This window comes from Sulfurimonas sp. HSL-1716, from assembly GCF_039645975.1.
In the GTDB taxonomy this organism is placed as follows: Bacteria; Campylobacterota; Campylobacteria; order Campylobacterales; family Sulfurimonadaceae; genus Hydrocurvibacter; species Hydrocurvibacter sulfurireducens.
This window is the reverse complement of the sequence record NZ_CP147918.1, coordinates 1-24,371: the sequence shown is the minus strand read 5'-3', so window position 1 is coordinate 24,371 and position 24,371 is coordinate 1. Positions and strand designations below refer to the sequence as shown.

At 41.2% G+C, this 24,371-nt stretch carries 22 protein-coding genes; 8 read left to right on the top strand and 14 right to left on the bottom strand.

The window, feature by feature from the left end:
* Nucleotides 1-154: 154 nt before the first annotated feature.
* From WCY03_RS00110 to flgE, 4 genes are all read left to right on the top strand, one after another.
* Nucleotides 155-1,612, top strand: a complete 1,458-nt coding sequence (locus WCY03_RS00110; protein WP_345992979.1) for a flagellar hook-length control protein FliK — start codon at nucleotides 155-157, stop codon at nucleotides 1,610-1,612.
* A gap of 10 nt (nucleotides 1,613-1,622) precedes the next feature.
* The gene (locus WCY03_RS00105) at nucleotides 1,623-2,288 is read left to right on the top strand and encodes a FlgD immunoglobulin-like domain containing protein (RefSeq protein ID WP_345992978.1); all 666 of its coding nucleotides are present in this window, start codon (nucleotides 1,623-1,625) and stop codon (nucleotides 2,286-2,288) included.
* A gap of 2 nt (nucleotides 2,289-2,290) precedes the next feature.
* Nucleotides 2,291-3,559, top strand: a complete 1,269-nt coding sequence (locus tag WCY03_RS00100) for a flagellar hook-basal body complex protein (RefSeq protein ID WP_345992977.1) — start codon at nucleotides 2,291-2,293, stop codon at nucleotides 3,557-3,559.
* A gap of 68 nt (nucleotides 3,560-3,627) precedes the next feature.
* Nucleotides 3,628-6,033, top strand: a complete 2,406-nt coding sequence (gene flgE / locus WCY03_RS00095) for a flagellar hook protein FlgE (RefSeq protein WP_345992976.1) — start codon at nucleotides 3,628-3,630, stop codon at nucleotides 6,031-6,033.
* Nucleotides 6,034-6,055: 22 nt separating this feature from the next.
* Here the strand turns inward: flgE and WCY03_RS00090 are convergent, their stop codons facing one another.
* Genes WCY03_RS00090 through WCY03_RS00080 form a run of 3 tightly spaced genes read right to left on the bottom strand, consistent with a single transcriptional unit; the run spans nucleotide 6,056 to nucleotide 8,212 of the window.
* A complete protein-coding gene (locus WCY03_RS00090; protein ID WP_345992975.1) occupies nucleotides 6,056-7,153 on the bottom strand; it encodes a deoxyguanosinetriphosphate triphosphohydrolase in 1,098 nt (365 codons plus the stop codon).
* Nucleotides 7,153-7,380, bottom strand: a complete 228-nt coding sequence (locus tag WCY03_RS00085; RefSeq protein WP_345992974.1) for a hypothetical protein — start codon at nucleotides 7,378-7,380, stop codon at nucleotides 7,153-7,155. The genes WCY03_RS00090 and WCY03_RS00085 overlap by 1 nt, the downstream gene beginning before the upstream one ends.
* On the bottom strand, nucleotides 7,373-8,212 hold the full coding sequence (locus WCY03_RS00080) for an FAD-dependent thymidylate synthase (RefSeq protein ID WP_345992973.1): 840 nt from the start codon (nucleotides 8,210-8,212) through the stop codon (nucleotides 7,373-7,375). The genes WCY03_RS00085 and WCY03_RS00080 overlap by 8 nt, the downstream gene beginning before the upstream one ends.
* A 79-nt stretch (nucleotides 8,213-8,291) precedes the next feature.
* Between WCY03_RS00080 and WCY03_RS00075 the strand changes: the two genes are divergently transcribed.
* Nucleotides 8,292-8,741 carry a rhodanese-like domain-containing protein gene (locus tag WCY03_RS00075; RefSeq protein ID WP_345992972.1) on the top strand — a complete coding sequence of 150 codons (450 nt, stop codon included), beginning with the start codon at nucleotides 8,292-8,294 and terminating at the stop codon, nucleotides 8,739-8,741.
* On the opposite strand, the gene WCY03_RS00070 is transcribed toward WCY03_RS00075, so the two are convergent.
* The 5 genes from WCY03_RS00070 to typA all read right to left on the bottom strand — a co-directional run bounded on the left by WCY03_RS00070 (nucleotide 8,738) and on the right by typA (nucleotide 13,578).
* Nucleotides 8,738-9,379, bottom strand: a complete 642-nt coding sequence (locus WCY03_RS00070) for a protein-L-isoaspartate(D-aspartate) O-methyltransferase (RefSeq protein WP_345992971.1) — start codon at nucleotides 9,377-9,379, stop codon at nucleotides 8,738-8,740. The two genes, WCY03_RS00075 and WCY03_RS00070, sit on opposite strands and share 4 nt — an antisense overlap.
* A complete protein-coding gene (locus tag WCY03_RS00065; RefSeq protein WP_345992970.1) occupies nucleotides 9,372-10,091 on the bottom strand; it encodes a carbon-nitrogen hydrolase family protein in 720 nt (239 codons plus the stop codon). Before WCY03_RS00065 ends, WCY03_RS00070 begins: the two co-directional genes overlap by 8 nt.
* Nucleotides 10,092-10,115: 24 nt before the next feature.
* Nucleotides 10,116-11,135 carry a ribonucleotide-diphosphate reductase subunit beta gene (locus WCY03_RS00060; protein WP_345992969.1) on the bottom strand — a complete coding sequence of 340 codons (1,020 nt, stop codon included), beginning with the start codon at nucleotides 11,133-11,135 and terminating at the stop codon, nucleotides 10,116-10,118.
* 90 nt (nucleotides 11,136-11,225) lie between these two features.
* Complete coding sequence (locus WCY03_RS00055) at nucleotides 11,226-11,642, bottom strand: hypothetical protein (RefSeq protein ID WP_345992968.1); 417 nt, start codon at nucleotides 11,640-11,642, stop codon at nucleotides 11,226-11,228.
* A 133-nt stretch (nucleotides 11,643-11,775) separates the two neighbouring features.
* Nucleotides 11,776-13,578 carry a translational GTPase TypA gene (gene typA / locus WCY03_RS00050; RefSeq protein ID WP_345992967.1) on the bottom strand — a complete coding sequence of 601 codons (1,803 nt, stop codon included), beginning with the start codon at nucleotides 13,576-13,578 and terminating at the stop codon, nucleotides 11,776-11,778.
* Nucleotides 13,579-13,722: 144 nt separating this feature from the next.
* Between typA and WCY03_RS00045 the strand changes: the two genes are divergently transcribed.
* The 3 genes from WCY03_RS00045 to WCY03_RS00035 are packed head-to-tail and all read left to right on the top strand — an operon-like array spanning nucleotide 13,723 to nucleotide 17,045.
* The gene (locus WCY03_RS00045) at nucleotides 13,723-14,397 is read left to right on the top strand and encodes a response regulator transcription factor (RefSeq protein WP_345992966.1); all 675 of its coding nucleotides are present in this window, start codon (nucleotides 13,723-13,725) and stop codon (nucleotides 14,395-14,397) included.
* 12 nt (nucleotides 14,398-14,409) lie between these two features.
* Nucleotides 14,410-15,801, top strand: a complete 1,392-nt coding sequence (locus WCY03_RS00040; RefSeq protein WP_345992965.1) for a HAMP domain-containing sensor histidine kinase — start codon at nucleotides 14,410-14,412, stop codon at nucleotides 15,799-15,801.
* Entirely contained in the window at nucleotides 15,798-17,045 is a 1,248-nt protein-coding gene (locus WCY03_RS00035) for a CCA tRNA nucleotidyltransferase (protein ID WP_345992964.1), read from the top strand. The genes WCY03_RS00040 and WCY03_RS00035 overlap by 4 nt, the downstream gene beginning before the upstream one ends.
* Here WCY03_RS00035 and WCY03_RS00030 read toward each other — a convergent pair.
* The 6 genes from WCY03_RS00030 to dnaA all read right to left on the bottom strand — a co-directional run bounded on the left by WCY03_RS00030 (nucleotide 17,029) and on the right by dnaA (nucleotide 24,308).
* Complete coding sequence (locus WCY03_RS00030) at nucleotides 17,029-17,499, bottom strand: hypothetical protein (RefSeq protein ID WP_345992963.1); 471 nt, start codon at nucleotides 17,497-17,499, stop codon at nucleotides 17,029-17,031. The two genes, WCY03_RS00035 and WCY03_RS00030, sit on opposite strands and share 17 nt — an antisense overlap.
* A gap of 23 nt (nucleotides 17,500-17,522) precedes the next feature.
* The gene (gene queF / locus WCY03_RS00025) at nucleotides 17,523-17,906 is read right to left on the bottom strand and encodes a preQ(1) synthase (RefSeq protein WP_345992962.1); all 384 of its coding nucleotides are present in this window, start codon (nucleotides 17,904-17,906) and stop codon (nucleotides 17,523-17,525) included.
* A complete protein-coding gene (locus tag WCY03_RS00020) occupies nucleotides 17,903-19,303 on the bottom strand; it encodes an EAL domain-containing protein (protein ID WP_345992961.1) in 1,401 nt (466 codons plus the stop codon). The genes queF and WCY03_RS00020 overlap by 4 nt, the downstream gene beginning before the upstream one ends.
* Before the next feature lie 5 nt (nucleotides 19,304-19,308).
* Entirely contained in the window at nucleotides 19,309-21,621 is a 2,313-nt protein-coding gene (gyrB, locus tag WCY03_RS00015; protein WP_345992960.1) for a DNA topoisomerase (ATP-hydrolyzing) subunit B, read from the bottom strand.
* A gap of 113 nt (nucleotides 21,622-21,734) precedes the next feature.
* The gene (dnaN, locus tag WCY03_RS00010; protein WP_345992959.1) at nucleotides 21,735-22,802 is read right to left on the bottom strand and encodes a DNA polymerase III subunit beta; all 1,068 of its coding nucleotides are present in this window, start codon (nucleotides 22,800-22,802) and stop codon (nucleotides 21,735-21,737) included.
* A 189-nt stretch (nucleotides 22,803-22,991) separates the two neighbouring features.
* Nucleotides 22,992-24,308 carry a chromosomal replication initiator protein DnaA gene (dnaA, locus tag WCY03_RS00005; protein ID WP_345992958.1) on the bottom strand — a complete coding sequence of 439 codons (1,317 nt, stop codon included), beginning with the start codon at nucleotides 24,306-24,308 and terminating at the stop codon, nucleotides 22,992-22,994.
* Nucleotides 24,309-24,371: the final 63 nt, after the last annotated feature.

Sequence of the window (24,371 nt, the reverse complement as noted above, 5' to 3'; positions counted from 1 at the left end):
GGAAGAATGAAATGAAATCGTGCCGACAAACACGATACAGAATTTTATATATTCATTATTACACATTGATTACAAACAAAATACGATACTTTGGAATAGAAGTTGCTTCTTCATAAAAAACTCTCTAATGCAGGGAGATCTTCGGAGAATAGATATGATAATGATAGCTACAAAAGCGGAAAAATCTTCTTCACCTTCACAACTGCCTCTAACGGATAAATCCTCGAGCGGCGATTCAAAAGATTTTTCTAAACTTCTGCAATCTATTTCATCTTCATCTGCACAGAAGACGGACAAAAAATCTTTAAAAGAGGGTGCGTTGCTGCTTGAGCTGAATGATTCTAAAGAAACCGCAGACGTAAAAACAGATACAAAAGAGAGCTCAAAAAAGAGCGAGCTTCTCTCGCTTTTAAAAAACGATGCTACGCAAGATTCAAAAACTTTCATCATCAATCCGCAGGCAGCCGCGGCTATGGATGCAAAAACCTTGAAAAATGCGATCAAAGATGCAAAAGAGTATCTCAAAGACCAGATAAAAAACAGCCTCGCTTATAAAAAAGGCGAGATTAAAGAGCTTCCAAAAACCACAAAGGGTTTGGTAGCGCTTGCCAAAAAAGTCGGTATAGACGTAGAAAAAATAACACTCGAAACTGTTCAGGTGAAAACCGGCAAAGAGATGAAAAATATCAAACTCGACAGTACCGCCAAAACTGCACAAAAACAGGATGACAAACCCGAAGTAAAAACCGCTGCTTCACAAACTGCATCTACACTTTCAAAGCAGGAGCCTTCACAAAGCGATTCCCTTAGCAAAATCCCTTTGTTCAAAACATCGCAAAATCTTGCATCTTCCTTCTCCACGGCCGAACTGGTAGATAAAAAACAAAATAAAGGCGAAAAAAACGTCAGTAAAACGGAGAGCACTCTGATCGCGCTCCTTCACGGAAATAAAAATATCAATAAACAGGCTTTATCAGCGGAACTGAAAACACAACCAAAAGCAGAATCCAAGATAGAATCCAAACACAAAGCCCATTCATCTGTTTTAAGCCAGCTTCTGCATGGAGATTCTCAAGACAACAAAGATACGAAGATACACGCTCAATCTGATACACAGGTCATAAAACCTGTTTTTTCAAATGCACAGAGCACTTTGCATGTAAAAGAGGCTGATCAGGATCTCGGGGCCAAGATACATGAAGCCAAACAGATGGTGAAATATCTCGCCCATGATATAAAACAGGCTATCGAGGATTATAAACCGCCTTTTACAAGGATAAAAGTAAAGCTGAATCCGGCAAAACTCGGCGAGGTCGATCTGACTGTTGTTCAGCGCGGCAAAAACGTGCATGTGAATATCTCATCGAATCAGAGCGCCATAAATACGCTCGCTCAAAACGCAAGCGATTTGAAAGTTCAGCTTAATCAAAATGGAATGAATAATGCTTCACTAAACTTTAACAGCTCCGCTGACAATCAAAGTCAACAGCAGCAACAGCAAAACGGCCATCATAAAGAAAATGCTAAAAAAGCTTATGAATATTTCGATAATGATGAAGCAAACGAAGAGGTATTAAGCTCTTTGGAAATCGTGATACCACGATACATATAAAGGATACATTATGACAACCGTAGATACGACATCATCGACATCATCGAGCCTAAGCACCCAGTCATCGGGAACAAATCCTAACGGTATACTCGGAAAAGATGACTTTATGAAACTGCTTCTGACCGAGATGCAGTATCAAGATCCGACCGCTCCGATGGATACGGACAAAATCTTGCAGCAGACATCTCAGCTGGCGACACTCGAGTCCACGGACAACACAAACAAAGCATTAGAAGCTCTTTCGGCGTCTTTGCAAAACTCCCAGCAGTTCTCGACGATATCGGCTATCGGCAAAATGGCCGATCTGGGATATGATACGGTCGCAGCAAACGGCGACGGTACATCTACGGATTTTGAGATGTATTTCCCGTCTGATGCTCAAAGCGGCACTATCACCATTACCGATACCGACGGCAATACAGTCGATACGATAGACGTAGGAACAAACGCCAAAGGCGTCTATCAGTTCACATGGGACGGCAGAGATACCGCAGGCAATATTGTCGATGCGGGTTCATACCATGTCAATGCCACATATCTGGACAACAATAACCAGACACAAAGCACCAGAGTGGGTGCATACCCTATAGAATCAGTAAAATTCGACGGTGCGAATACTCTGCTTAGAGTCGGTTCCGGTTTTGTTTCTCTTGCGGACATCAAAGAGGTATACTAACCATGAATCAGGCGTTTTACACCGGTATCACCGGTCTGCAAACACAGCAGACCGGAATCGACGTAACCTCTAACAACCTTGCAAATATCGACACCGTAGGTTTTAGAGGCGATACCGTAGAGTTTAAATCTTTATTCGAGAATGCTCTCTCAACTACTTCTGGAAGCTCTTCTGTAAACTCCAGCGTAGGTTACGGTTCGGGCGTTCAGGCAATACCTACATTGATGCAGACGGGTTCATTGATGCTGACCGACAGCGCTACCGATTTGGCAATTAACGGCAACGGCTGGTTCGGGGTTCAGGGCAACGGACAAACTATGTACACAAGAGCCGGCAATTTTTCCTTCGATGCTTCAAGAGATCTGGTTAACGGCGACGGGCAGTATGTTCTTGGGACACTCACAAACAATTTTGACACAAACAACATCCTGACTTCAAAAGAGACGACCGCCCAATTAGGAGATGCAAGTGCTCAGACAAGTATTAAACTGCCCGAGACTTTGACATATCCCGCAGAACCTACGACGCTTACCTCTTTTAAGGGTAATCTCGGACAAGACGACGTAGTAAGAAAAATGGGGGCTACGATGGTCGACAGCCAAGGAAACAGAAACGTTCTCAATCTTACCTTCACAAAAACCGTACCTCAACCGGCGATAGGTTCATCCTGGGACGTTGTCGCTACCGCCACTTCGCCGGTTACCCTTAGCGGTACAAGTACGCTTTACGACACGCAAAGCGGCGTGCTTACATTTGACGATACGGGAGCGCTAGCCGGTTCGACTCTCAGCAGTATCAATAATAACGGAACTACCGTCAGTATCGATTTTGGAACCGGTTATGACGGGATCATCTCCAACATAACGCCCATAACGGCTTCAAGCCAGTCAAACGGTCTGGAAGCGGGAGAGCTCGTCGGATACGATATAAACCAAAACGCCGACGTTATCGCGACATTTACGAACGGCAGACAGGCTGCTATGGCAAAGATCGGGGTTTTTCATTTTCAAAACGATCAGGGACTGCAAAGAGTGGACGGTTCACGTTTTGTAGAAACTCCAAACAGCGGCCAGCCCATATTTTACCAAGACGCAAACGGAAACAATATTCTCGGCGCAGGTGTCGTAAACAATAAACTTGAAAGTTCAAATGTAAGAACGGATGTCGGATTAACCGAGCTTATAGCCTACCAGCGTGCGTACGATGCAAGTGCAAAATTGATCACGACAGGTGATCAGATGATACAAAAAGCATTGCAGATGCATAGATAGCATTTGAGACAAACAAATGGAACGTAAATTGCTTGATAATCTCTACTTAATAGCAGAAAGGATTTAAAATGTTAAAATCATTATATTCTGGCGTATCAGGACTCCAATCGCATCAAATAGCGATGGACGTCGAATCAAACAACATAGCCAATGTCAATACTATCGGCTTTAAATATTCTCGCGCAAATTTTTCAAACCTCTTGGCACAGGTCAATCAGATAGCAACTGCCCCTCAAGGCGACCTTGGGGGTAAAAATGCCACTCAAGTCGGTCTTGGTACCACTGTGAGTTCCATGACGCGTATCCATTCACAGGGTTCCGTACAAAATACCGATAAAAATACCGACTGTGCCATACAGGGCGACGGATTCTTTATCGTCAGCGGCGATGCCGGAAAGACCTTGCAATACACCCGTTCGGGAGATTTCAAGTTTGACGCGTCGGGTAACTTTGTGGACAACAACGGATTCGTTATTCAAGGCTGGCTGCGCGACGAGGCGACCGGCAAAGTGGATTCTACCGCACCGATTACTTCCATAAGTATCCCGCCTGGACTTACGACTCCCGCAAAAGCAAGTACGCAGATAACGCTAAAAGCGAATCTCAACTCCGGTGACACCGTACAAACTTTCAGTGCTATAGATGGACTCGATCAGTTCGAACAGGCAGTCGATCTCAATCGTGACGGCATACTGGATCAAAGCGACTCTCTTGCCACACCTCAAGCGGTATACGATAATACGTTCTATCAATCCAATCCTGCAGTGCAAGGTGACGGTAATGCAGCCACCAATACGGACGGTATCAGTGAAAATTCTCCGACACATATCTTTACCGATTCTGACGGAAATATCATCGAGCGCGGTGAAGATATGGGGATCATGACAAACGGAAGCGGAGAAAGCTTTCTTCTGCAAAGCGGTTCCGTACCGGATCAGGGTCAAGGTGAATGGATGGGATTTAGAACGGCTTCGGTTACATCATCCACCGGGGGAACGGCAGCTGACGGTACTACCGATGCAGGTGCATTGGCTCTTTCACTTGGCGATATAAACGTAAACGGTTTTGACGTTCCGGCGGTTACGACAGCAGCCGCAAACACTTCAGAAGACAATGCTATAGCTATCGCAGCAGCAATCAATACGTTATCATCCAAAACAGGTGTAACGGCGATCGCCGTCGATACCGGCAGCGGATCAAAAGATCATATCCAGCTTATCAATGATAATACCGGTACGACAAAAAATATCGATGTCACCGTGACGGTTGCCGGCGATCCTTCCGGTTTGGCAAGCACGGATGACGATACACCGATGAAACAGTTCAGATATACTGACGCATCCGTTAACGCCGTCGGCTGGGATGCATCGGCAAGCACATACTATTTTACGACAAGTGAAGATCTTCGCCAGGGTATGCAGACACTTATGCGTAACTCTCTGCCGACAGGCGGTGGTGTTACCGACGCAACCAATACTGCAGATATCCTTGCGGGCACGAATCATATAACTACCGCGGGAACCGGTCCGTATGTTACCGTCGACAGTACCGGGAAGTTTCAAATCCACAATCCGGATACCGGCGGAACGAACTATGATCTAAATGTACTCGTTACTAGTATCGTAGATGCCAATACTACCGAGAACGTAAAGTTCAACCAGACGATCCAATCGATAAGCGGTGCGCTTCCGACCGGAAGTGCAGGAACCCGTGCATCTCAAAGTTTTAACGTTCCGACACACTCGTCAAGTATAGACGTGTTCGATTCACTCGGTTCAAAACACACGGTAAAAATAGATTTCAGAAAATCGGAGTTCAATCCGACAACAGGAAGTACTTGGAAAGTCATGATAACCGTACCGGAACCGGGTGTCATAAATATAGCCGGCGGTGCAACGGGTATGCCGACAAACATAATCGAAGGTGCAGTAACATTCGGACCAGACGGTTCTCTTTCGACCTTTACCCCTCCGAGTATCAACTTTACGGCAAACAACGGTTCTACTCCTAACCAAAGTATCAACCTTGCCGTCGGTACGGCAAACGCGTTTGACGGACTTACGAGCTTCGACAGCAAATCGGCAACTTCGGGTATAAGTCAGGACGGTTATACGGGCGGGGATCTCGTAGGTATACGTATCGATCAAAGCGGTACGCTTGTAGGATCGTTCAGTAACGGTAGAAGCTTCGGTCTTGCACAGATAGCGATGGCAAAATTTGCGAACAACGAAGGTCTTGCCACAGAGGGCGGAAATATATATTCGCAATCTGCGAACTCGGGTGATCCGATCATCGGTACAGCGGCAAACGGCGGACGCGGATTTATCCAAAGTTCCGCACTTGAAGCGTCAAACGTCGATCTTTCACGCGCGCTTACCCAGCTGATCATCATCCAAAGAGGTTTCCAGGCGAACGGTAAAACTATCACCACCTCCGATCAGCTTCTTCAGACTCTTATCGGTCTAAAACAATAACATCAAATATAGGCTTTAAGGCCTATATTCTTCCATATAACTCATTATAAAGCTTTATCGCATATCTGTCGCTCATTGAAGCGATGTAATCGGCTACGACTCTGTATTTTTTTCTTACATGTAAAAGCTCTTTATAGTAATTCGGAAGCAGATTCTGCTCCTCCATCAAAGCGCTGTAAAGACCTCTAATGGCCTGCTTTCCGGCATACATCTTTCTTATGATCTCCTTGCTTTGGTAGAGTTTTACAAAAAGCAGTTTTTTAAGTTTCTTTATCTGTGTTTCGAGCTCCTGATCAAAACCTACGGGAAGACTCTCTTTAGCGTCGATCGCAGCCGTTAAGATAGTACTGTTGTCAATCTTGTCTTTAGAGTAGTTCAAAAGCGAATATACGAGATGGTTTATAAGATGGGAACTGAACCGGTATCTGAACATTTCACCGTTTTGGCTGTCTATTCCCTCGTCATGCACCTTTTGGAGTATAAAAGAGACGAGTTCGCTCTCTTTTAGATCATCAAAAGTGATAAGGCCCGAATTTATACCGTCGTCTATATCATGACTTATATAGGCTATCTCATCGGCACGATCAACCACCATCGCCTCTATGGAGGGGTGGGTGGAAAGATCGAACTGTTCGTCGATTATCTTGGGCAAAAAGGATTTTTTGTATGGATAGGAGTGTTTTAATATCCCTTCCAATGTCGCAAAAGTAAGGTTTAAACCGTCAAAAGCGCTATATCTTTTCTCCAGCGAACTGACCACCCTGAAACTTTGAAAATTGTGCTCGAAGCCGTTTTCATGTCCGTCTTTTTTCAGGCATTCGTCAAGTGTATCGCCGCCGATATGCCCAAAAGGGGTATGCCCAAGATCATGCGAAAGGGCTATGGATTCTGCCAGTATCTCCTCAAGCCCAAGACTGTTGGATATGGAGCGGGCGATCTGTGAAACTTCGATAGAGTGCGTAAGACGGGTACGAAAAAAATCGCCTTCATGATTTAAAAAGACCTGTGTCTTGTACTCAAGCTTTCTAAAGCTTCCCGAATGGATGATACGATCGCGATCCCTTGAAAAAGGCGAACGAAAATCATCTTCTACCTTAAAAAAACGCTCTTCCGCTCTCATCACTTATCTTCTGCGGGAGCAAATTTTATGATCTCGCTGTCATTATGCTTCGGTTTTATCGTAGATGCTTTTTCTGCCGCTTTCTCATCGTATTTTTTGCACTCCTGCGGCACTACCTTGTTTGGATCAGAACGTATCTGGTCGCACATCGCAGCAGTCACGGTGAAATAGCATCCGCTAAAGGCAAACGGCAGTACAAACATGCCTATATGTAAAAGTTTACGCATCCGATTTTCCTTTTTTTATTATCAAGTCTAAATATTTTTTAGGTGTGACTTTCATCATCTCCTGTGCAAGCCATTTTATCTGAAAGTATGCCGCCCCGCTGTCTCTGAGCGTGAAATAGTTTTTCAAACTTCTGAGATTGAACGTCACCACCATATCGACTTTCAGATTGTCCGTTACGATATGTTTAAAAGCATCTCCGACATTACGCTTTTTTTTGCCTTTTTGCAGTGCGTCAAACAACGCTTCGGACGCACCTTTATGCTCATCAAGCAAAGGCAGGGAGCTCTTTGCGACGGCGATAGAGTAAAAATCTTCCACCATCTTCAGCTGATACAAAAGTTTATCGAACATAGCACCTATCTCTATACGGTTGTATGCTTCATCGGAAGTCACCAGCATATCAAACGCCAATACTTTTCCTGTGAAAAACGCTTTTGGATCTGCATCCTCAAGCGAAGCCACAAACGCATTTATGACAGAGCTCATAGTGTACCTCGTACTCCGTACGGAGATAGCCTGAATACGGTGGCGGGCATGCTCTTGAAGTACGCCGCGGCTGGTTCCTCTGATAAGATAACTCAGATTCGCATGCTCTAAAATAGAATGATGAAAATAGGTCCATGCCAGATCATCGAGCAAAGAGGATTCTTCTATAGCGTTTATATCGCAGCACATAGCTTCGTCGGGCATACTGTGTTCGATACACTTTATAACCTCGTTCTCGCTGTTTTCAAATGAATCGTAACAAGTCCTTGCCGCCGCTTCGGCGACGCCGATCCCCGTATTTTGCAAAAGAACTACTTCCGGTTTAGAATAATTGATCCCATACATGCTGCCACTTTCTTTTTTATTCTTATTATATCCAATTATATGGTATTCTTTTTGAATCCCATATTTGTAAAGGAAAAAGATGAAAAACGTAAATACAAAACTTGAAGAGTATGTAAAAAGATGTGACGAAGTCTTTCTTTCCGAACATCTAAAAGCGCTTATCGACGAGGCGAATCAAAGCATAGAGTCAATCGAGGTCGAAGATCTTTACAACATCACAAAAGATATCGTCCTTGTCGATGTCAGAGAGCCGGAAGAGTTCAGCTCAGGCTATATAAACGCCCCTACGGTATTGACCATTCCCAGAGGAAAACTTGAATTTATGGCCATAGACAAACTGGCCAAACAGTTCGGACAGGATGCTCCTATCGTGACCTACTGCCTCAAAGGCCCCCGCGGAGCATTGGCGGCGCTGCAGCTTAAAAAACTCGGCTTCACCGATGTCAAGAATCTTAAAGGAGGCATCTTGGAGTGGCTTTCACAAGGAAACTCCATTCACAGTTATCTCGGAGAACTGACGCTGGTCTAATATTTTTGCACGCCGTCTAAAATAGGTACGAAATCACACTCTTCGAGCTCCTCTTTTACAAAGGAGGAGCCTTTTTTCGTAAAACGGGCAATGACCTGCTTCTCCCCCTTTTGAAGAGGAGCGACCAATATCCCGCCGTCCGCAAGCTGAGAAAACAGTTTTGGCGGTATCTCTTTTGCAGTAGCCGAAAAAAGTATCCTGTCATAAGGCGCATACTGTATCCAGCCGTTTTGTCCGTCATCCGTCCTTGTATGGACATTGTTTATTCCTAACGTTTTAAAACGCTGTTTTGCTTCAAGCAGAAGCGACTCTATACGCTCTACGGTGAAGACTCCTCGAAAAAGATGTGAAAGCACGGCGGCCTGATAACCGCTCCCACAGCCAACTTCCAAAACTCTGTCGGCCCCCTTTGGCTTCAGGTATTCCGTCATCTTTGCAACCGTAAGAGGCGAACTTATCCATTGTGCCGAGCCCATCGGCAAAGCGTCTAATTTATATGCGTTATGTGCAAATCCCCGCGGTACGAAAAACTCACGGTTTGTTTTTGAGATGGCTTCAAACACCTCTTTGGAGATAGGAAATTTCTTCTCTATCTCCTGCGCCAAACGCGCTGTTTTCATAGCTGTTATATTATCCAATACCTACATCCAGATACCGGCGCATGGCACGCACCTCTTTTTTATCATAATCGATTTTCAGACAAGCTGCACTCCCGTTTCTTTTGTCTTCGCCAAAAGGGGTTATTATGCCGCTGAGCTTCGTGCAGTCCTCGTTTGCGCTGTCGCTTGCAACCACATAACACTGGTTGATTATCGCCAGACCCTGCGTTATAACTTTAAAATGTTCGGTACGAAGGACTCCCCACCAAGACGGGGTCGCTATGATATCCGCGCCCTCCAGCTTTTTCCATAACTCTTTATAACGAAGTTCAAAACAGATAAGCACACCGAGTTTTAATCCGTCTACTTCGACTATTTCAACCTTCTCGTCACTGTCCTCGGCAAAATAGTTATGCTCGCCTCCGTAACGGAAAAGTCTGGCTTTACCTCTTTGATAAACTACTTCGCCGTTATGAAAGATCTTTGCCATGTTATATACTTCGCCGTCTATCTTTTCGATGATCGTCAAAATGACTATACGCTTCTTTGAAACTTTTTTTATCTCATCGGCAGCATGAGAAGCAAATTCGACGACTTTGTCAAAGTTCTCATAATCAAAACCGGTCAAACATACTTCCGGCGCTACAACCAGTGCATCTTGAGGAGTTTCTTCTATCAGTCTTATAAGGGTCTTTAAATTTTCTTCGTAATCGGATATTGTCTTAAAGGAAAGAGAGCACAGAGAACGCATCAGAACGTTCCTGTCTGCAAGGGTCTAAAAGTCATCAAAATTCAAGCTTCCTTTTGAATAGTTTGTTACCGTTCCTTCAAAGAAGTTCGTTTTTTGATCATTGAACTTGGCAAAATCTTCGACCCATTTGATAGGATTTGAAACGTTATAGATCTTTTCAAATCCGACGGAGGTCAAACGATCGTCAGCCAGGAATTTTATGTATTGGTCGACTATCTCGTTTGTCAGACCCAGAATCTGCCCTTGTGTAATGTATTGACCCCATTGGCTCTCAAGTTCTACCGCTTTTTTAAACATCTCTATAACTTCTGCTTTTAACGTCTCTGTAAAAAGATAGGGCTTGTCGCGGCGAAGCGTATTGATAAGATTTTTAAAAAGTACCAAGTGAGTTACTTCGTCACGCTGAATGAAACGTATCATCTGTGCAGAACCGAGCATTTTCCCCGAACGCGCCAAAGTATAGAGATAGGCAAAACCGCTGTAAAAATAGATCCCCTCTAATATCTGGTTGGCAAAACAGGCTTTTAGAAAGTTTGTTTCGCTCGGTTCTTTAGCAAGCTGTTCATATACTGCGGCGATTGCATCGTTTTTATGCTTAAGCATCATATCTTCACGCCAAAGATCATATATCTCATCCGAATTTTGAGAGATGGAATCCACCATGACCGCATAGCTTTGAGAGTGAAGTGCTTCTTCAAACGATTGACGTACCAGAATAAGATTTACTTCCGGAGCAGTCACGTACGGATTGATATTATCTATAATATTGTTCGTTTGAAGCGAATCCATGAAGATAAGCTGCGAGAGAGCCTTGTCATAAGCTGTTTTTTCGGCATCAGTAAGATTTTTATAATCGTTTGCATCACGCGTCAGGTCTACCTCTTTTGGAAACCAGGTGTTATTTAACATGACTTCCCAGAGATTATAGGCCCATTGATATTTGATATCGTTCAGCTCGAAGATCCCCGTCGGATTTCCGCCGAATATCTGACGATCGTTGACATGCTCGTTTGATTCCGGATTATATATCTTTTTTCTGTTCATTTTTCTCCCCTAAGTAGTATGTGATTATAGTAGCAATCTCTTTAAGAAAAGTTTATTGTCACAGAGGAAAAAAATATTTATTTTTTATAGTTATTTCGTAAGTCTCCAGCTGCCTTTTATAAATCTCAGTTTTACGGGCTTTCCGTCGATAAGTGCTGTTTTATTATCTTTATCTCCGCCCTCTTTTATAACTATGTTTTCACAGTTGATCATGGACATCTTTTCTCTTAAAATCGACATCTGATTGTCATAGATCTTTTTAACGCTCTTGCGCTGAGGCTCGGGAAGTGCGTTGATCTGAGACTGGGCATCCTCTTTTTTCTTTTGGCCGAGCTCTATCTGTTTTGCCAGCTCCTCATCGGCATATTTTTTGAGTTCCTCAAAATCCAGTTTTTTAAGAGCTTTGCATACATGGACAGCCGTCTCTTTAGGATCGCCTCTGTTTGAGCTGCATCCGCTTGTAAACAGGATCAAAATACCGGCGATCAGCAGTATGTATTTTTTCATGACACCACCTTTTGTAATATAGTATCATTAAAAGAGAGTAATTAAAAAAAGTAATATATAATTTGATATAAAAAGAGTTGAAAGAGTGTGCAAAACAGTTACATGTAAGTGCTTACATGTAACGATGTTTTTATTATTTACGAGCGTGGCGTTTACGTTCTGTTTCTGTCAGATAACGTTTACGGATACGGATGTTTAAAGGCGTGATCTCTAGTAGTTCATCATCCTCTATCCACTCCAGTGCACGCTCCAGGCTGTTATTACGAGGCGGAACAAGTTTTATAGCCTCATCCGCACCGGACGAACGTACGTTTGATTGTGCTTTTCCTTTAATAGGGTTAACGGCCAGATCGTTTGAACGGGAATGTTCACCCACGACCATACCTTCATAAACTTTCTCTTGCGGACCGACGAAAAGTACACCGCGGTCTTGAAGGTTAAAGAGCGAGTACGCAAGCGTAACACCGTCTTCCATAGAGATAAGCGCACCGTACTGGCGAGACTCGACAGTACCGCTGAACGGTCTGAAATCCAAAAACGAGTGGTTCATGATACCTTCGCCTTTCGTATCTGTCAGGAACTGTCCTCTAAATCCGATCAATGAACGGGCAGGAATCTCGAATTCGATACGCTGGAAACCTTCGCCCATAGGGATCATGGATTTCATTTCGGCCTTGCGTTTACCAAGACGCTCAATAACGGTACCGCCGAACTCTTCAGGAACGTCGATCACAAGGTGTTCGAACGGCTCACATTTTACGCCTTCGATCTCTTTTACGATGACTTCCGGACGGCTGATACCGAATTCGAAACCTTCACGGCGCATATTTTCCGCAAGAATAGTTATCTGAAGCTCGCCGCGCCCGGAAACTTTAAACTTCCCTTCTCCGATCACTTCAAAACGCATCGCGACGTTTGTTTTCATCTCCGCCTCAAGACGGTCTTTGATCTTGTTTGAAGTTACATGTTTTCCTTCGGTTCCCGCAAGCGGTGAATCGTTTACGGAGAACACAACGCTGAGTGTCGGCTCTTCGATATGCATCGGATCAAGCGGTGTAGGGTTGTTAGGATCACAGATGCTGTCACCCACATCAACCGTTTCTAAACCTGCAAACGCAACGATATCTCCAGCTTCTGCTTCTTCGATCTCCATACGGTTCAACCCGTGAAAACCGATAAGTTTTGTAATACGCCCTTTGACAAACTCACCGTCCGCTTTGGCAAGAACGATGTTGCTTCCCTTTTTAATCTTTCCGTTGAAGATACGGGAAATTCCGATCTTTCCTACGTAGTTGTCATAATCAAGCGTAAAAACTTGAGCTTGAACAGGATTTTCTCTGTCGCCGTCCGGCTCAGGAATCTCTTTTAGGATAGTTTCGAAGATACACTCGAAGTTACCGTCCGGTTCGCTCATGTCTAGCTTGGCGATACCGTCACGCGCAGCAGCATAGATAACAGGGAAGTCTAACTGATCTTCCGTTGCATCCATTGCGGCAAAAAGGTCGAACATCTCATCAACTACGCGGTCAGGCTCTGCTGAAGGTTTGTCGATCTTGTTGATAACGACGATCGGTTTTTTTCCAAGGGCAAGCATCTTTTTAACGACGAATTTCGTCTGCGGCATAACACCTTCATACGCGTCTACAAGAACCAAAACACCGTCTACCATTTTAAGTACACGCTCAACCTCTCCGCCAAAGTCGGCGTGGCCCGGAGTGTCGATAATGTTGATTTTGTAATCTTTGTAACGGATAGCCGTATTTTTTGAAAGGATCGTGATCCCTCTTTCCTTCTCTAACGCGTTAGAGTCCATAGCTCTCTCATCGTGATGTTCGTGAGCTCCAAACGTTCCTGATTGCTCTAACAATCCGTCAACTAGCGTCGTTTTACCGTGGTCAACGTGCGCGATAACGGCGATATTTCTAATCTTTTGCAAAGGATTTCCTCTGTATGGGATAAATTTTGGTGCGATTATATCCAAATTATGCTGTTATTTTTGTTATGCATCCCTACCTAAAGCCGTAATCAAAGAGTAATCATAATTTTGATATCATATATAAAAAAGTGATCTAATCCCGAAATGAAAAATTTAATCGTAATCGTCGAAGACGAGGAAGACATACTGGAGCTGATAGAATACTCTCTCAACAAAGAGGGATTCGAGACCGTAGGCTTTTTAAATACAAAAAACGTCAAAGAGCTTCTTGAAGAGGAAAAGGTCGATCTTATCATCATGGACCGCAATCTTCCGGGAGTCGAAGGCAGCGAATTTATCGCAGGTCTAAGAAAAGAGGGTGTACAGACACCGGTCATCTATCTAAGCGCAAAAAACAGCGACGAAAACATAGAAGAGGGCTTTATCAGCGGAGGAGACGACTATATTACCAAACCTTTTAACATGAAAGAGCTTCTTCTTAGAATAAGAGCCGTTTTAAAACGAACGAATCCCGTATCTATGTTAAAAGAGATAACATACAAAGATATAGTTCTTAAACTCGATTCACGCACGGTTTTGGTCGATGACAAAAAAATAGAGCTCACGAAACTCGAGTTTGATCTTCTGCTCACGCTCGTACAAAACCAAAATATCGTACTCGATCGGGATTATCTGCTTGAACATGTCTGGGGAAATGATGAGATATATCAGGACAGAACGGTCAACGTCGCCATAAACCGCTTAAAAGAAAAAATCGATCCTACAAAAAGCAAAGAGTATATAAAAAGCGTCCGCGGCGTCGGATACACTCTTTATTAAAAAGGAAAACGTTTGCTAAAACTCCACAGATATTTCCTATACAATTTTTTAGGTCTGTATATCGCGACGCTTCTTATCACGTCCGTCGTAAGTTATTTCGCTCTAAAATCGATCATCCTTGAAAACTCGAAGAAAGAGCTGATAGACATTATAAACATTATAGATCTCAATCTGCCAAACATTGATAACGTAAGCCGCTTTATAAAAAATATTCACACCGTTTCTGCCAAGCGCATCACGATCGTCAATGCCGACGGAACCGTTTTGGCTGAAACAAACTTCGACAAACAAAAGATGGAGAACCATCTCAGAAGAATCGAAATACTACAGGCAAAAGAATCGACATACGGTTCCTCAATCAGAAAATCCGCAACGCTGCACCATCAATTCCTATATGTGGCAAAATATATAAAATACAAAGACTCCCACAGATATATAAGGGTCGCCCAAAATCTAAACACTCTGGAAGAGGAGTTTTACAGCATATATATAAAAATCATTTTCGTGTATGCCGTCTTTATCCTTCTTGCCCTGTTCATTACAAGCAAGATAAGTAAAAAGGTGAACTACGATATAAACCAGATCGCTTTTTATCTAAACGAGATATCCAATAAAAATTATAAGGCAATAGTAAAAACAAAATATTTTTACGAGTTTTTACATATTTCGCTGCTGTTAAAAAACCTTGTCAAAAAACTGGCGAACCGCGAAAAGAAAAAACGTAAGAACGAAGCGAAAATGAGACTTATCAACAAACAGAGAAACGATATACTCTCGGCCATCTCGCATGAGTTCAAAAATCCTGTGGCGGCCATCATGGGGTATACGGAGACTATCCGTGACGATGAGAACATCAATATAAAAATACGTAACAAATTCTTAGACAAGATCTTTTCCAACGCCAAAAAGATCTCGTCAATGATAGACAGACTCGCACTCTCCATAAAACTTGAAAACAACGATCTCTCCATATCGGCCAGCGAGTTTGATATCTATGACATCTGCGTCGATACCGCCAATAATCTCATGGCAAAATATAAAGAGCGAGAGATCATACTCGATCTGGAACACTGCAGAGTCCATGCCGACAAAACGATGATAGAACTGGTACTGATAAATCTGGTTGACAATGCCTTAAAATACTCCGAAGATTCCGTTCAGATAAAGATATCCGACTGCGTATTGTCCGTAAACGATCATGGGGTCGGTTTTGAAAGTTCGGAGATCGAAAAGATCACCTCGAAGTTTTACAGGGTAAAAACGAACAGCTGGGACAACTCGATGGGTCTTGGGCTTGCCATCGTCTCTTTCATATTGAAGCTGCACCACACGGAACTTATCATAAAAAGCGAACCGAACGTGGGTTCATCTTTCGGATTTGACTTAAAACCGCTAATAAAATGATAAAGATACCCGAGTTTCTCGCCCCCGCAATAGAAGCCCTGCACAGTAACGGTGCTACCGCCGTACTTGTAGGCGGTTATATAAGGGATACCCTTTTGGGAAAGGATTCAAAAGATATCGATATCGAGGTCTATAACATCTCCGGCTTCGATGAGATGGCCGAGATATTAAAACCGTTCGGACGGCTGAGTGTCGTGGGAAAAAACTTCGGCGTTTTAAAACTCTTTTTGCAAGATTACGATATAGATTTTTCTCTTCCGAGAATCGAAACAAAGATCTCACCCGGCCATAAAGGTTTTAGTGTCGTTTTGGATTCAAAACTTCCCTACACCCAGGCTGCAAAGCGCAGAGATTTTACAATCAATTCTGTGGGATACGATATAAAAACGGGTTCTATTCTGGATCCTTATAACGGGATCATGGATCTGAAAAACAGAATCCTCACCTATGTCAACAAAAAAACGTTCATAGAAGACCCGTTGAGAGTCCTTAGAGCCGTCCAGTTCTGTGCAAGGTTTAATCTTTCCTGCAGTCTCGAACTAATAGAGTTATGCCGTTATATCTGTGATAACGATCTTATAACACAACTCCCAAAAGAGCGCATTTACGAAGAGTTTTTAAAACTTCTTTTAAAGGCAAAAAAACCTTCTCTCGGCTTTACACTTTTTGATACTTTTCATCTAAACAGATACTATCCCGAGCTTTCCCTTACCAAAGACTCCCTTAGATATATCGATAACATGGCTTCTTTAAAGACGGGCGATTTTAAAACGGATATTATCCTTATGCTGAGTGTCCTTACCTTCGATCTTGATACTGCTGCTAATGTAGAATCGTTTTTGCATAAGTTTTTGAATGAAAAACATATAATACAAGAGGTATTGAATCTTTATATTCATAAAAATTTTTTGGAGCAGATATCTTCTGATATTATTACCGATTACGAGATCAATATCTTAAGCACGAAAGTGAATATAAAAAATATTTTATTGGTAAGCGAAGCAAGAGAATCCAAATATGAAAAGATCAAAGAAAAAGCTTTGATCCTGAATGTTTTTACAAATAAGCCAAAACCTCTCATCATGGGGCGCGACCTGATCGATCTCGGGCTTGAACCCTCTCCCGTTTTTTCAGATATATTAAACACGCTTTACGATGCTCAGCTCAAGGAGTATTTTTTAACTTATGACGAAGCGAAGATATGGCTGAAAAAATATCTGAAAAGATTTAATCTTTGCCGATAACGGACATCTTGTTTAGATAGTTTAGAATCTGTTCGATCAATGAAAGAGAGTGTTGTGCCGCTTTTGTCAGTTTATGCATGTATATATCTTTATTTCTAGCATCATAATCTTCTATGAGATCTCTGTACATCGTGATAAACTTCTCGATCAGCTCTACTGCTTCAACGGAAATCTTTTTATTTTTTGCCGCAGTTATGACCGTCTCGAAAGCTTTTTTGAGCTTTGTGTCGTTATCCTCTTTTTCTAAAAATCTTTTTTTTGTTCTCTCGTCCTGATATGTCAGTTTTTTTAGAACCTCTATGATTGTATATTCGTCCACTTTAAAGCGCGTAATCTGTCCGAGCAGCAGTGAACGTAACTCCGTCAATCCGGCTTTGGATATATATTCAGCAAGCTGTTTACTATCATTTTTTGAAATAGACTCTTTATCTTTTCCTAGTAGCTTTTTTAGCATGCATGCCTCTTTTTTAGTTTATATCACAGCTCCACTTTGGAACTATCTATCTCAATTACCGTATGAACATTTCCTCTCGGATTATAATCGGCAATAATTTTAAGATATTTCGGTTTTAGTTTCGTCTGTAAAAGTTCATATATTTCGTTTGCGCCGTTTTCATGTGAAATATATCTGTTTCTAAACGAATTTATATACAGTTTTATGGCTTTTAATTCTATGACCCAGTCGTTTGGAGTATATTCTATATAGATCGTCGCATAATCCGGGTATCCGCTTCTTGGACACAAGCAGCTAAACTCCGGAAGCGTCATTTTGATGAGATAATCGCGTTTATGCTCATTTGGCCATATCTCAATATCCTTCTCGATATCAAACTCCGTTACTATCTTTTCACCGTATTTCAATGTGTTTCTCCTTTAAAATTATCCAGGTATTTCCCCTGAATGATATCTATTCCGATATCTTTTGCAATATTATAGAGCTCTTCCTCTTCTATCATCTTTATCCAGGATCTTGAACCCAGAGAATTCACGCTGATATGAAGACCTTCCAATATCTTTTTATATCTTTGCGATTTCAGGTTTTTGGTATATCTGGAATCGAATCTGACCATATCGACCTCTATCTCCCTAAAATAAAGGCTGCTCGAATGGTATTCTCCGAATCTGTCTATAGCTATAAATATGCCCATTCTTCTCAAGCTCTGTATCGTCTGATTATAACGTGCTATATTATTATAGTAATCGATCTCGGAAAGTAAAAAGACTATTCTCTCTTTTATTTTCGGATATGTATCCATAAGTCCTTTAATATATGATAAAAAATGGGGATCTCTTATCGTAGTCGGAGATATCCCAAAAGAGCAGAGCCTGTCGTCCAAAGATATCTTTTTCGATACTTCGTCTAAAAGCATAAGATCGTACTCTTTTGCAAGACCAAGCCTGTTTATGACCGGAATAAAAACTTTTTGATGAACGATCTTATCCTTGATCATAAGTTTTACCGACAGATCTTCCAAAAAGATATTTCCGTTTTTATCATAAACATTTTGACCGTATATCTTAAAGCTGCTGTTTTTGACGGCATCGATTATGGATATCTCCAAATCGTTTGGATCTATAACATCTTCATCCTGCGTAATCTTTTTTGAAGATTTATTAAGTATCTGTTGTTCAAAAAGATAATCTATCAGATAATCCAGATTTTTTGAAAAATGGTTATCCGTAACGGACCCGATGACCTGCACCTCTATATTATTTATCAGAAAACTTGAAAATTTCATACACATGATATCTATTACGGGCAGATGTTCCTCTTTGCTTCCCTCCAGACCTATTAGAAAATCTCCGCCTTTAATATGACCGACCGGAAAGCTGTATAACCCTTTTGTGTACAAAAACTTTGTTAGCTCTTTGACTGTCCGGTTAAGTATCATATCACCGTTTTTTATCCCGTAGGTTTCATTTATCGCATAAAGGTTTTCTATAGATATCAATACAAGCGAATAGTTCTCTTTTGAGATCTCTTTTTTTAAAAATTTATATAAATATTCACGCGTAAACGTATTGGTTATGGGATCTGTTATCCGTTCGTCGAATCCTCTGTATATCATATATAAAAAGAAATATATCATGATTGCAAGTATCAGTGTAGCACCGATATAAAAGGATGATGTTATACTTTGTGTAGGCTGATTTATAAAAGCAAAAATAGACAGAAGACCTAAAAAAAAGATAGGCAGGCCCATTCTCAGAGCCAGTTTAAATCTATTTTCCCTCTCTTTTTTTTCAGGCAGTATCATAAAAGTTATACGTCTAGATGTTTGACATCTTTAGCGTGTGTCTCGATATAGTTACGGCGCGGCTCTACCTCATCGCCCATAAACAGTGTAAATGTATCCGAAGCAAGCTCTGCATCTTCGATCGTTACACGTAAAAGAACTCTGTTTTCCGGGGTCATGGTAGTTTCCCATAACTGTTCGGGATTCATCTCACCGAGACCTTTATAACGCTGAATATATGAACCTTTTTTCGCAAAATCCTTCACCTCTTCGAGAACTTTTATCAGATCGCCTTCGATCTTGATATCCCAGTCTTTTATTTTTTGATAGATATAGTTCGCTTCATTGAAATAAGGAGCCGAAAAGAGGTCGTCATTTATGATCAGCTCTTCCATACCGCCTTTTGTCTGGACAAATATATGGATCTGATCTTCTGAAATAGAATATGTCAGAAGATTGTTACTGTTAACTTCCAAAAACTCTTTTACTTTTTCAAACATCTCTTTTGTAGGAAGTCCGATAAGATCCGGGTTTTCTATGAAATGTCGGATAAGATCGATCAATGCATATCTGCGTTTTAAAGCGTCCAGCGAAGTTTTATAATGATCTACCATTTTAAAAAACGCGATAAGATCGTTTTGACCTATCCCTTCGATAGGATAAGATTCGACACCGTTTTCGATCAAGAAATCGTTCATATGTCTGTCGTCTTTAAAATAGATCTCTTTTTTACCTTTTTTATATCTGTAAAGAGGAGGCTGTGCAAGATAGAGATAGCCGTTCTCTACGATATGGCGGAAATGGCGGAAGAAAAACGTCAGAAGCAATGTTTGAATATGCGAACCATCAACATCGGCATCGGTCATAATGATGATCTTATGGTAACGAAGTTTCTCTTCGTTATATTCATCGCCTATTCCGCAGCCAAGAGCCGTGATCATATTTGTGATCTCTTCGGATTTAAGTATCTTGTCGAGTCTTGCTTTTTCGACATTAAGTATCTTACCTTTAAGAGGCAGGATCGCTTGAAAAACTCTGTCGCGTCCCTGTTTTGCAGAACCTCCGGCAGAATCCCCTTCCACCAGATAAAGTTCGGAGATTGTAGCGTCTTTGCTTTGACAATCGGCAAGTTTTCCTGGAAGCGTACCGACACTCATAGAATCTTTTCTACGGGTCAGATCACGCGCCTTTTTAGCAGCTTCGCGTCCTTTTGCCGCTAAAAGTGATTTTTGTACTATCGCTTTAGCTTCGATCGGATTCTCTTCAAAATACTTGCTTAGTTTTTCGTATGTGACCTTTTGTACCAGAGGTCTTACGTACGTATTTCCGAGTTTTCCTTTTGTCTGACCTTCGAACTGAGGCTCGGGAACGCGAGCGGATATAATGGCGATCAGACCTTCAGAAGCATCTTCACCGCTTATTTTGACATCTTTCTCTTTTGCGTTTCCGTTTTTAGTGTTATAGTTTGAAATGACACGTGTAAGTGCGGCGCGGAAACCGGCTTCATGCGTTCCGCCGTTTGGAGTACGGATATTATTGACAAAACTGTAAACCTTTTCATCATAACCGTCGTTATACATGAAAGCGATATCTACTTCAATATCTTCTATTTTCTCATTATATTCGTATGCAGATGCAACTTTTTCTTTTTTATTCAGATCTTCGACAAACTGAGTTATACCGCCTTCAAAATGATATTCCTCTTTTTTATCTTCTCTTTCATCTATAAATATTATTTTTATTTTTGGGTTCAGATATGCAAGCTCTTTAAAACGGCGTGAAAGGTATTCGTATTCAAAGTTTATGGTTTCTGTAAAGATCGTAGAATCCGGTAAAAACTCTATGGTAGTTCCGTGTTTGCGTGTAGTTCCCGTAACCTCTAAAGGCTTTTGCGGAATACCCGATTTAAACTCCTGATAGTGTATCTGACCGTCTCTATGAATGGTCATTTTCAAGTCTGCAGATAAGGCATTTACGACAGAAACACCTACTCCGTGAAGACCTCCTGAAACTTTATATGTGTCTTTATCGAACTTTCCTCCGGCATGTAATACCGTTAAGACGACCGTAGCTGCCGATATCCCTTCAGTGGGATGCATTCCTGTAGGAATACCGCGTCCGTTATCCGATATTCTTGCAGTACCAGCTTTAGTAAGCTCTACAGTGATCGTATCACAATATCCTGCCATCGCCTCATCGATCGAGTTGTCAATGACCTCATATACTAAATGGTGAAGTCCGCGGTGACCTGTATCACCGATATACATACCCGGACGTTTTCTTACAGCTTCGAGTCCTTTTAAAACTTTAATGTTACTTGCACCGTAATTTTGTTCCATATCTGCTCCAAAGAGTATAAATTGTTTTTATTTTATCTAAAAATTGCTAAGAAATTGATTTTTTATGACAAGTTGTAAGAAAAGAGTCCCTATAGAGACTCTTTTGGGAAGATTTATATGACTATAGGCATTACGATCGTTTTAAAATTATCGTCTGTTAAAACAAAAGGCAAATTGGAATCGTTCAAGCCAAGCGTGAATTCCTGGTTATTGATCTGTGCCAGAAAATCCAAAATATATCTGCTGTTGACTGCCAATATGAACGGCTCGTCAAAACCGGTGGTATGAGATATTTCTGTTTTTGCTTCGATATTGTCGTTGCTTAAACTTTCAAAGATTATTTTATCTTTATGCAGAGTCAGCTTCATATCATTTGAGATAGTCGTTATCTGTTTGATAGAATCGATTATGATCGATTTTGGAAGCAGGATATTTTTTGCTATCTCTTTAGGGATAATCCTTGAATAATCAGGGAATTTTCCGTTTATCAGTTTCGTATAGAAAGTGTATTGATCGGAACGAATGATAAGATAAGTATTATCATAATAGATCTCTATATTATCGAAAAATAGTTTTTGTATCTCTATGATAGCTTTTTTAGGAATAATAATAGAGAGCACGTTTTGTGTAGAGTTATTGATATTTACGAGTGCCAGACGTCTGGTATCTGTAGAAACAAAAGCGATGCTGTCGTTTTTAATATCTATCAATGCGCCGTTTAGTTCAAATTTAGGATTATTTGAATCGATGGCAGGCGTTATTTTTTTGAGTGATTCTATCAATGTATGTGAATCGATGGATATTTTTGGTTTTCCTTCGTAGTTCGGAAACAAAGGAAATTCATTCGATAAAAATGTAGGAAGTTTGAAGTTTGAACTGGCTTGAGAGATATGAAGAATATCATTTTTAGTTTCTAAGGTGACATCAGAGTCTTTTAGTATTCTGATGATATCCAGTAGTTTTTTACCGTTTGCGGTTACCTCTCCGTCTTCTATCGAGTTTATCTGCTCAACGCTCACGTCCAGACCTATCTCATAATCGGTGGCTTTTAAAGTTAAAACAGAGTTTTGGACTTTTATGTAGACATGGGATGTTATCTGTGAAGTATCTTTTTTTTCTAGAAACGGCTGAGAGGATATTAGTATATTTTCCAGGATAGATTTGGCTATTGTGATTTTCATCTAATTTTCCTATTTATTTTTAAATTTTTAGTACGTAGTAGTAGAGGGTTGTGAGTATGTGAATAAATCGGCAACAACCCAATATACGGCAACGCATCCATGTGAATCTACATACAGGTATCTTTCACATCTTTTCACTGTACAAATTATATCTTTTTTTTCTCCAAGCTTACAACTAAATCTTTTTAATTACGATGTGGATTTTATTTTGTTGTTTAATTCCTCTATTTTTGTTCTGAAATCTTCATCGTTTTTGATAAGCTCGTTTATTTTTTTCATAGTGTGTGAGATGGCCGTATGGTCTTTCATTCCGAAATATTGAGCAAGCTGAGGCATAGAGTTTGTGGTGAGATCGCGGCATAAATAGATAGCGATGCGTCTCGCATAGACGATGTTTCTGGATCTGCTCTTTGATTTGATCTCGCTTGGTTTCACGTTTAACTCTTTTGCTACGATGTCCATAATAAGGTCGATCGTAATGTTTGCACGGTTTTCACGCTGCTGCTCTTTTAGAACGTTCTTGGCAAATTCGATATTGATATCGATATTCATCAGTTTTGCATAGGCATGAAGCTTTGAGAGTATGCCCTCTATTTCACGTGCATTGTTCTCTATGATGGTTGCGATGTAGTTGATAACATCGTTATTGAGCTTAATACGGTTGATCTCGCATTTTTTCTTGATGATGTTGATCTTCGTTTCGAGTTCCGGCGGCTGGATATCTGCTATAAGACCCCATTCAAAGCGGCTTTTAAGCCTCTCTTCAAGACCCCCTATCTGTTTTGGATGTTTATCCGACGTGATGATGATCTGCTTTTTGTCGTTTTTCAGCGCTTCAAACGTGTGAAAGAACTCCTCTTGCAAAGAATCTTTGTTGCTCAAAAACTGAATATCGTCAATGAGCAGGACATCACATTTTCTGTACTTGTCTTTGAATCTGTCCATATTTCCGTTTCTAAGGTGGCGCAGGAAGTCGTTTAAGAACTGTTCGACGGATGTATAGATAACGTTTTTACCCTGATTTTGCAGTACGTTTCCTACCGCCTGCATAAGGTGGGTTTTTCCGATCCCAACGCCGCCGTAGATGAAAAGAGGGTTATAGATATCTCCCGGTTTTTCACTTACGCTTTTTGCTGCTGCATAAGCGAACTGATTGGAGCCTCCTACGACAAAGTTATCGAATGTATGAGAAGGATTGAGCAGAGAGTGTTTTATCTTCTCTTTATCGACAACATTTTTTGCCGCCTTTACGGACGCGTCGATTTTGGATTTTAGAGTTATTATCACATGGACCTTGTTTGAACCGTATACTTCAAAAAGATGAGAGATCTTTTCACTATATTTTGTTTTTATATAGTTTGCTATCAAAGTGTTGGGTGCATAGTATACGGCGTTATCGCTGCTCGATCTTTTTTCATCGAAGAAAAGTTGTTTTATATATCTGTCATATTCGATCTGGGGTATCTCCTCTTTGAGTTTAAGAAGAACTTTTTCGCCGATATTCATAAATTGCCTTATGTGAATGATGTGTGAATTAAACATGTGAATAGTATCATCAATCACTATAGA

Bases quoted from the DNA above. Each gene is read 5' to 3' on its own strand.
- WCY03_RS00110 (WP_345992979.1), top strand. From the start codon at position 155: ATGATAATGATAGCTACAAAAGCGGAAAAATCTTCTTCACCTTCACAA.
- WCY03_RS00105 (WP_345992978.1), top strand. From the start codon at position 1,623: ATGACAACCGTAGATACGACATCATCGACATCATCGAGCCTAAGCACC.
- WCY03_RS00100 (WP_345992977.1), top strand. From the start codon at position 2,291: ATGAATCAGGCGTTTTACACCGGTATCACCGGTCTGCAAACACAGCAG.
- flgE (WP_345992976.1), top strand. From the start codon at position 3,628: ATGTTAAAATCATTATATTCTGGCGTATCAGGACTCCAATCGCATCAA.
- WCY03_RS00090 (WP_345992975.1), bottom strand. From the start codon at position 7,153: ATGAGAGCGGAAGAGCGTTTTTTTAAGGTAGAAGATGATTTTCGTTCG.
- WCY03_RS00085 (WP_345992974.1), bottom strand. From the start codon at position 7,380: ATGCGTAAACTTTTACATATAGGCATGTTTGTACTGCCGTTTGCCTTT.
- WCY03_RS00080 (WP_345992973.1), bottom strand. From the start codon at position 8,212: ATGTATGGGATCAATTATTCTAAACCGGAAGTAGTTCTTTTGCAAAAT.
- WCY03_RS00075 (WP_345992972.1), top strand. From the start codon at position 8,292: ATGAAAAACGTAAATACAAAACTTGAAGAGTATGTAAAAAGATGTGAC.
- WCY03_RS00065 (WP_345992970.1), bottom strand. From the start codon at position 10,091: ATGCGTTCTCTGTGCTCTCTTTCCTTTAAGACAATATCCGATTACGAA.
- WCY03_RS00060 (WP_345992969.1), bottom strand. From the start codon at position 11,135: ATGAACAGAAAAAAGATATATAATCCGGAATCAAACGAGCATGTCAAC.
- WCY03_RS00055 (WP_345992968.1), bottom strand. From the start codon at position 11,642: ATGAAAAAATACATACTGCTGATCGCCGGTATTTTGATCCTGTTTACA.
- WCY03_RS00045 (WP_345992966.1), top strand. From the start codon at position 13,723: ATGAAAAATTTAATCGTAATCGTCGAAGACGAGGAAGACATACTGGAG.
- WCY03_RS00035 (WP_345992964.1), top strand. From the start codon at position 15,798: ATGATAAAGATACCCGAGTTTCTCGCCCCCGCAATAGAAGCCCTGCAC.
- WCY03_RS00030 (WP_345992963.1), bottom strand. From the start codon at position 17,499: ATGCTAAAAAAGCTACTAGGAAAAGATAAAGAGTCTATTTCAAAAAAT.
- WCY03_RS00020 (WP_345992961.1), bottom strand. From the start codon at position 19,303: ATGATACTGCCTGAAAAAAAAGAGAGGGAAAATAGATTTAAACTGGCT.
- gyrB (WP_345992960.1), bottom strand. From the start codon at position 21,621: ATGGAACAAAATTACGGTGCAAGTAACATTAAAGTTTTAAAAGGACTC.
- dnaN (WP_345992959.1), bottom strand. From the start codon at position 22,802: ATGAAAATCACAATAGCCAAATCTATCCTGGAAAATATACTAATATCC.
- dnaA (WP_345992958.1), bottom strand. From the start codon at position 24,308: ATGAATATCGGCGAAAAAGTTCTTCTTAAACTCAAAGAGGAGATACCC.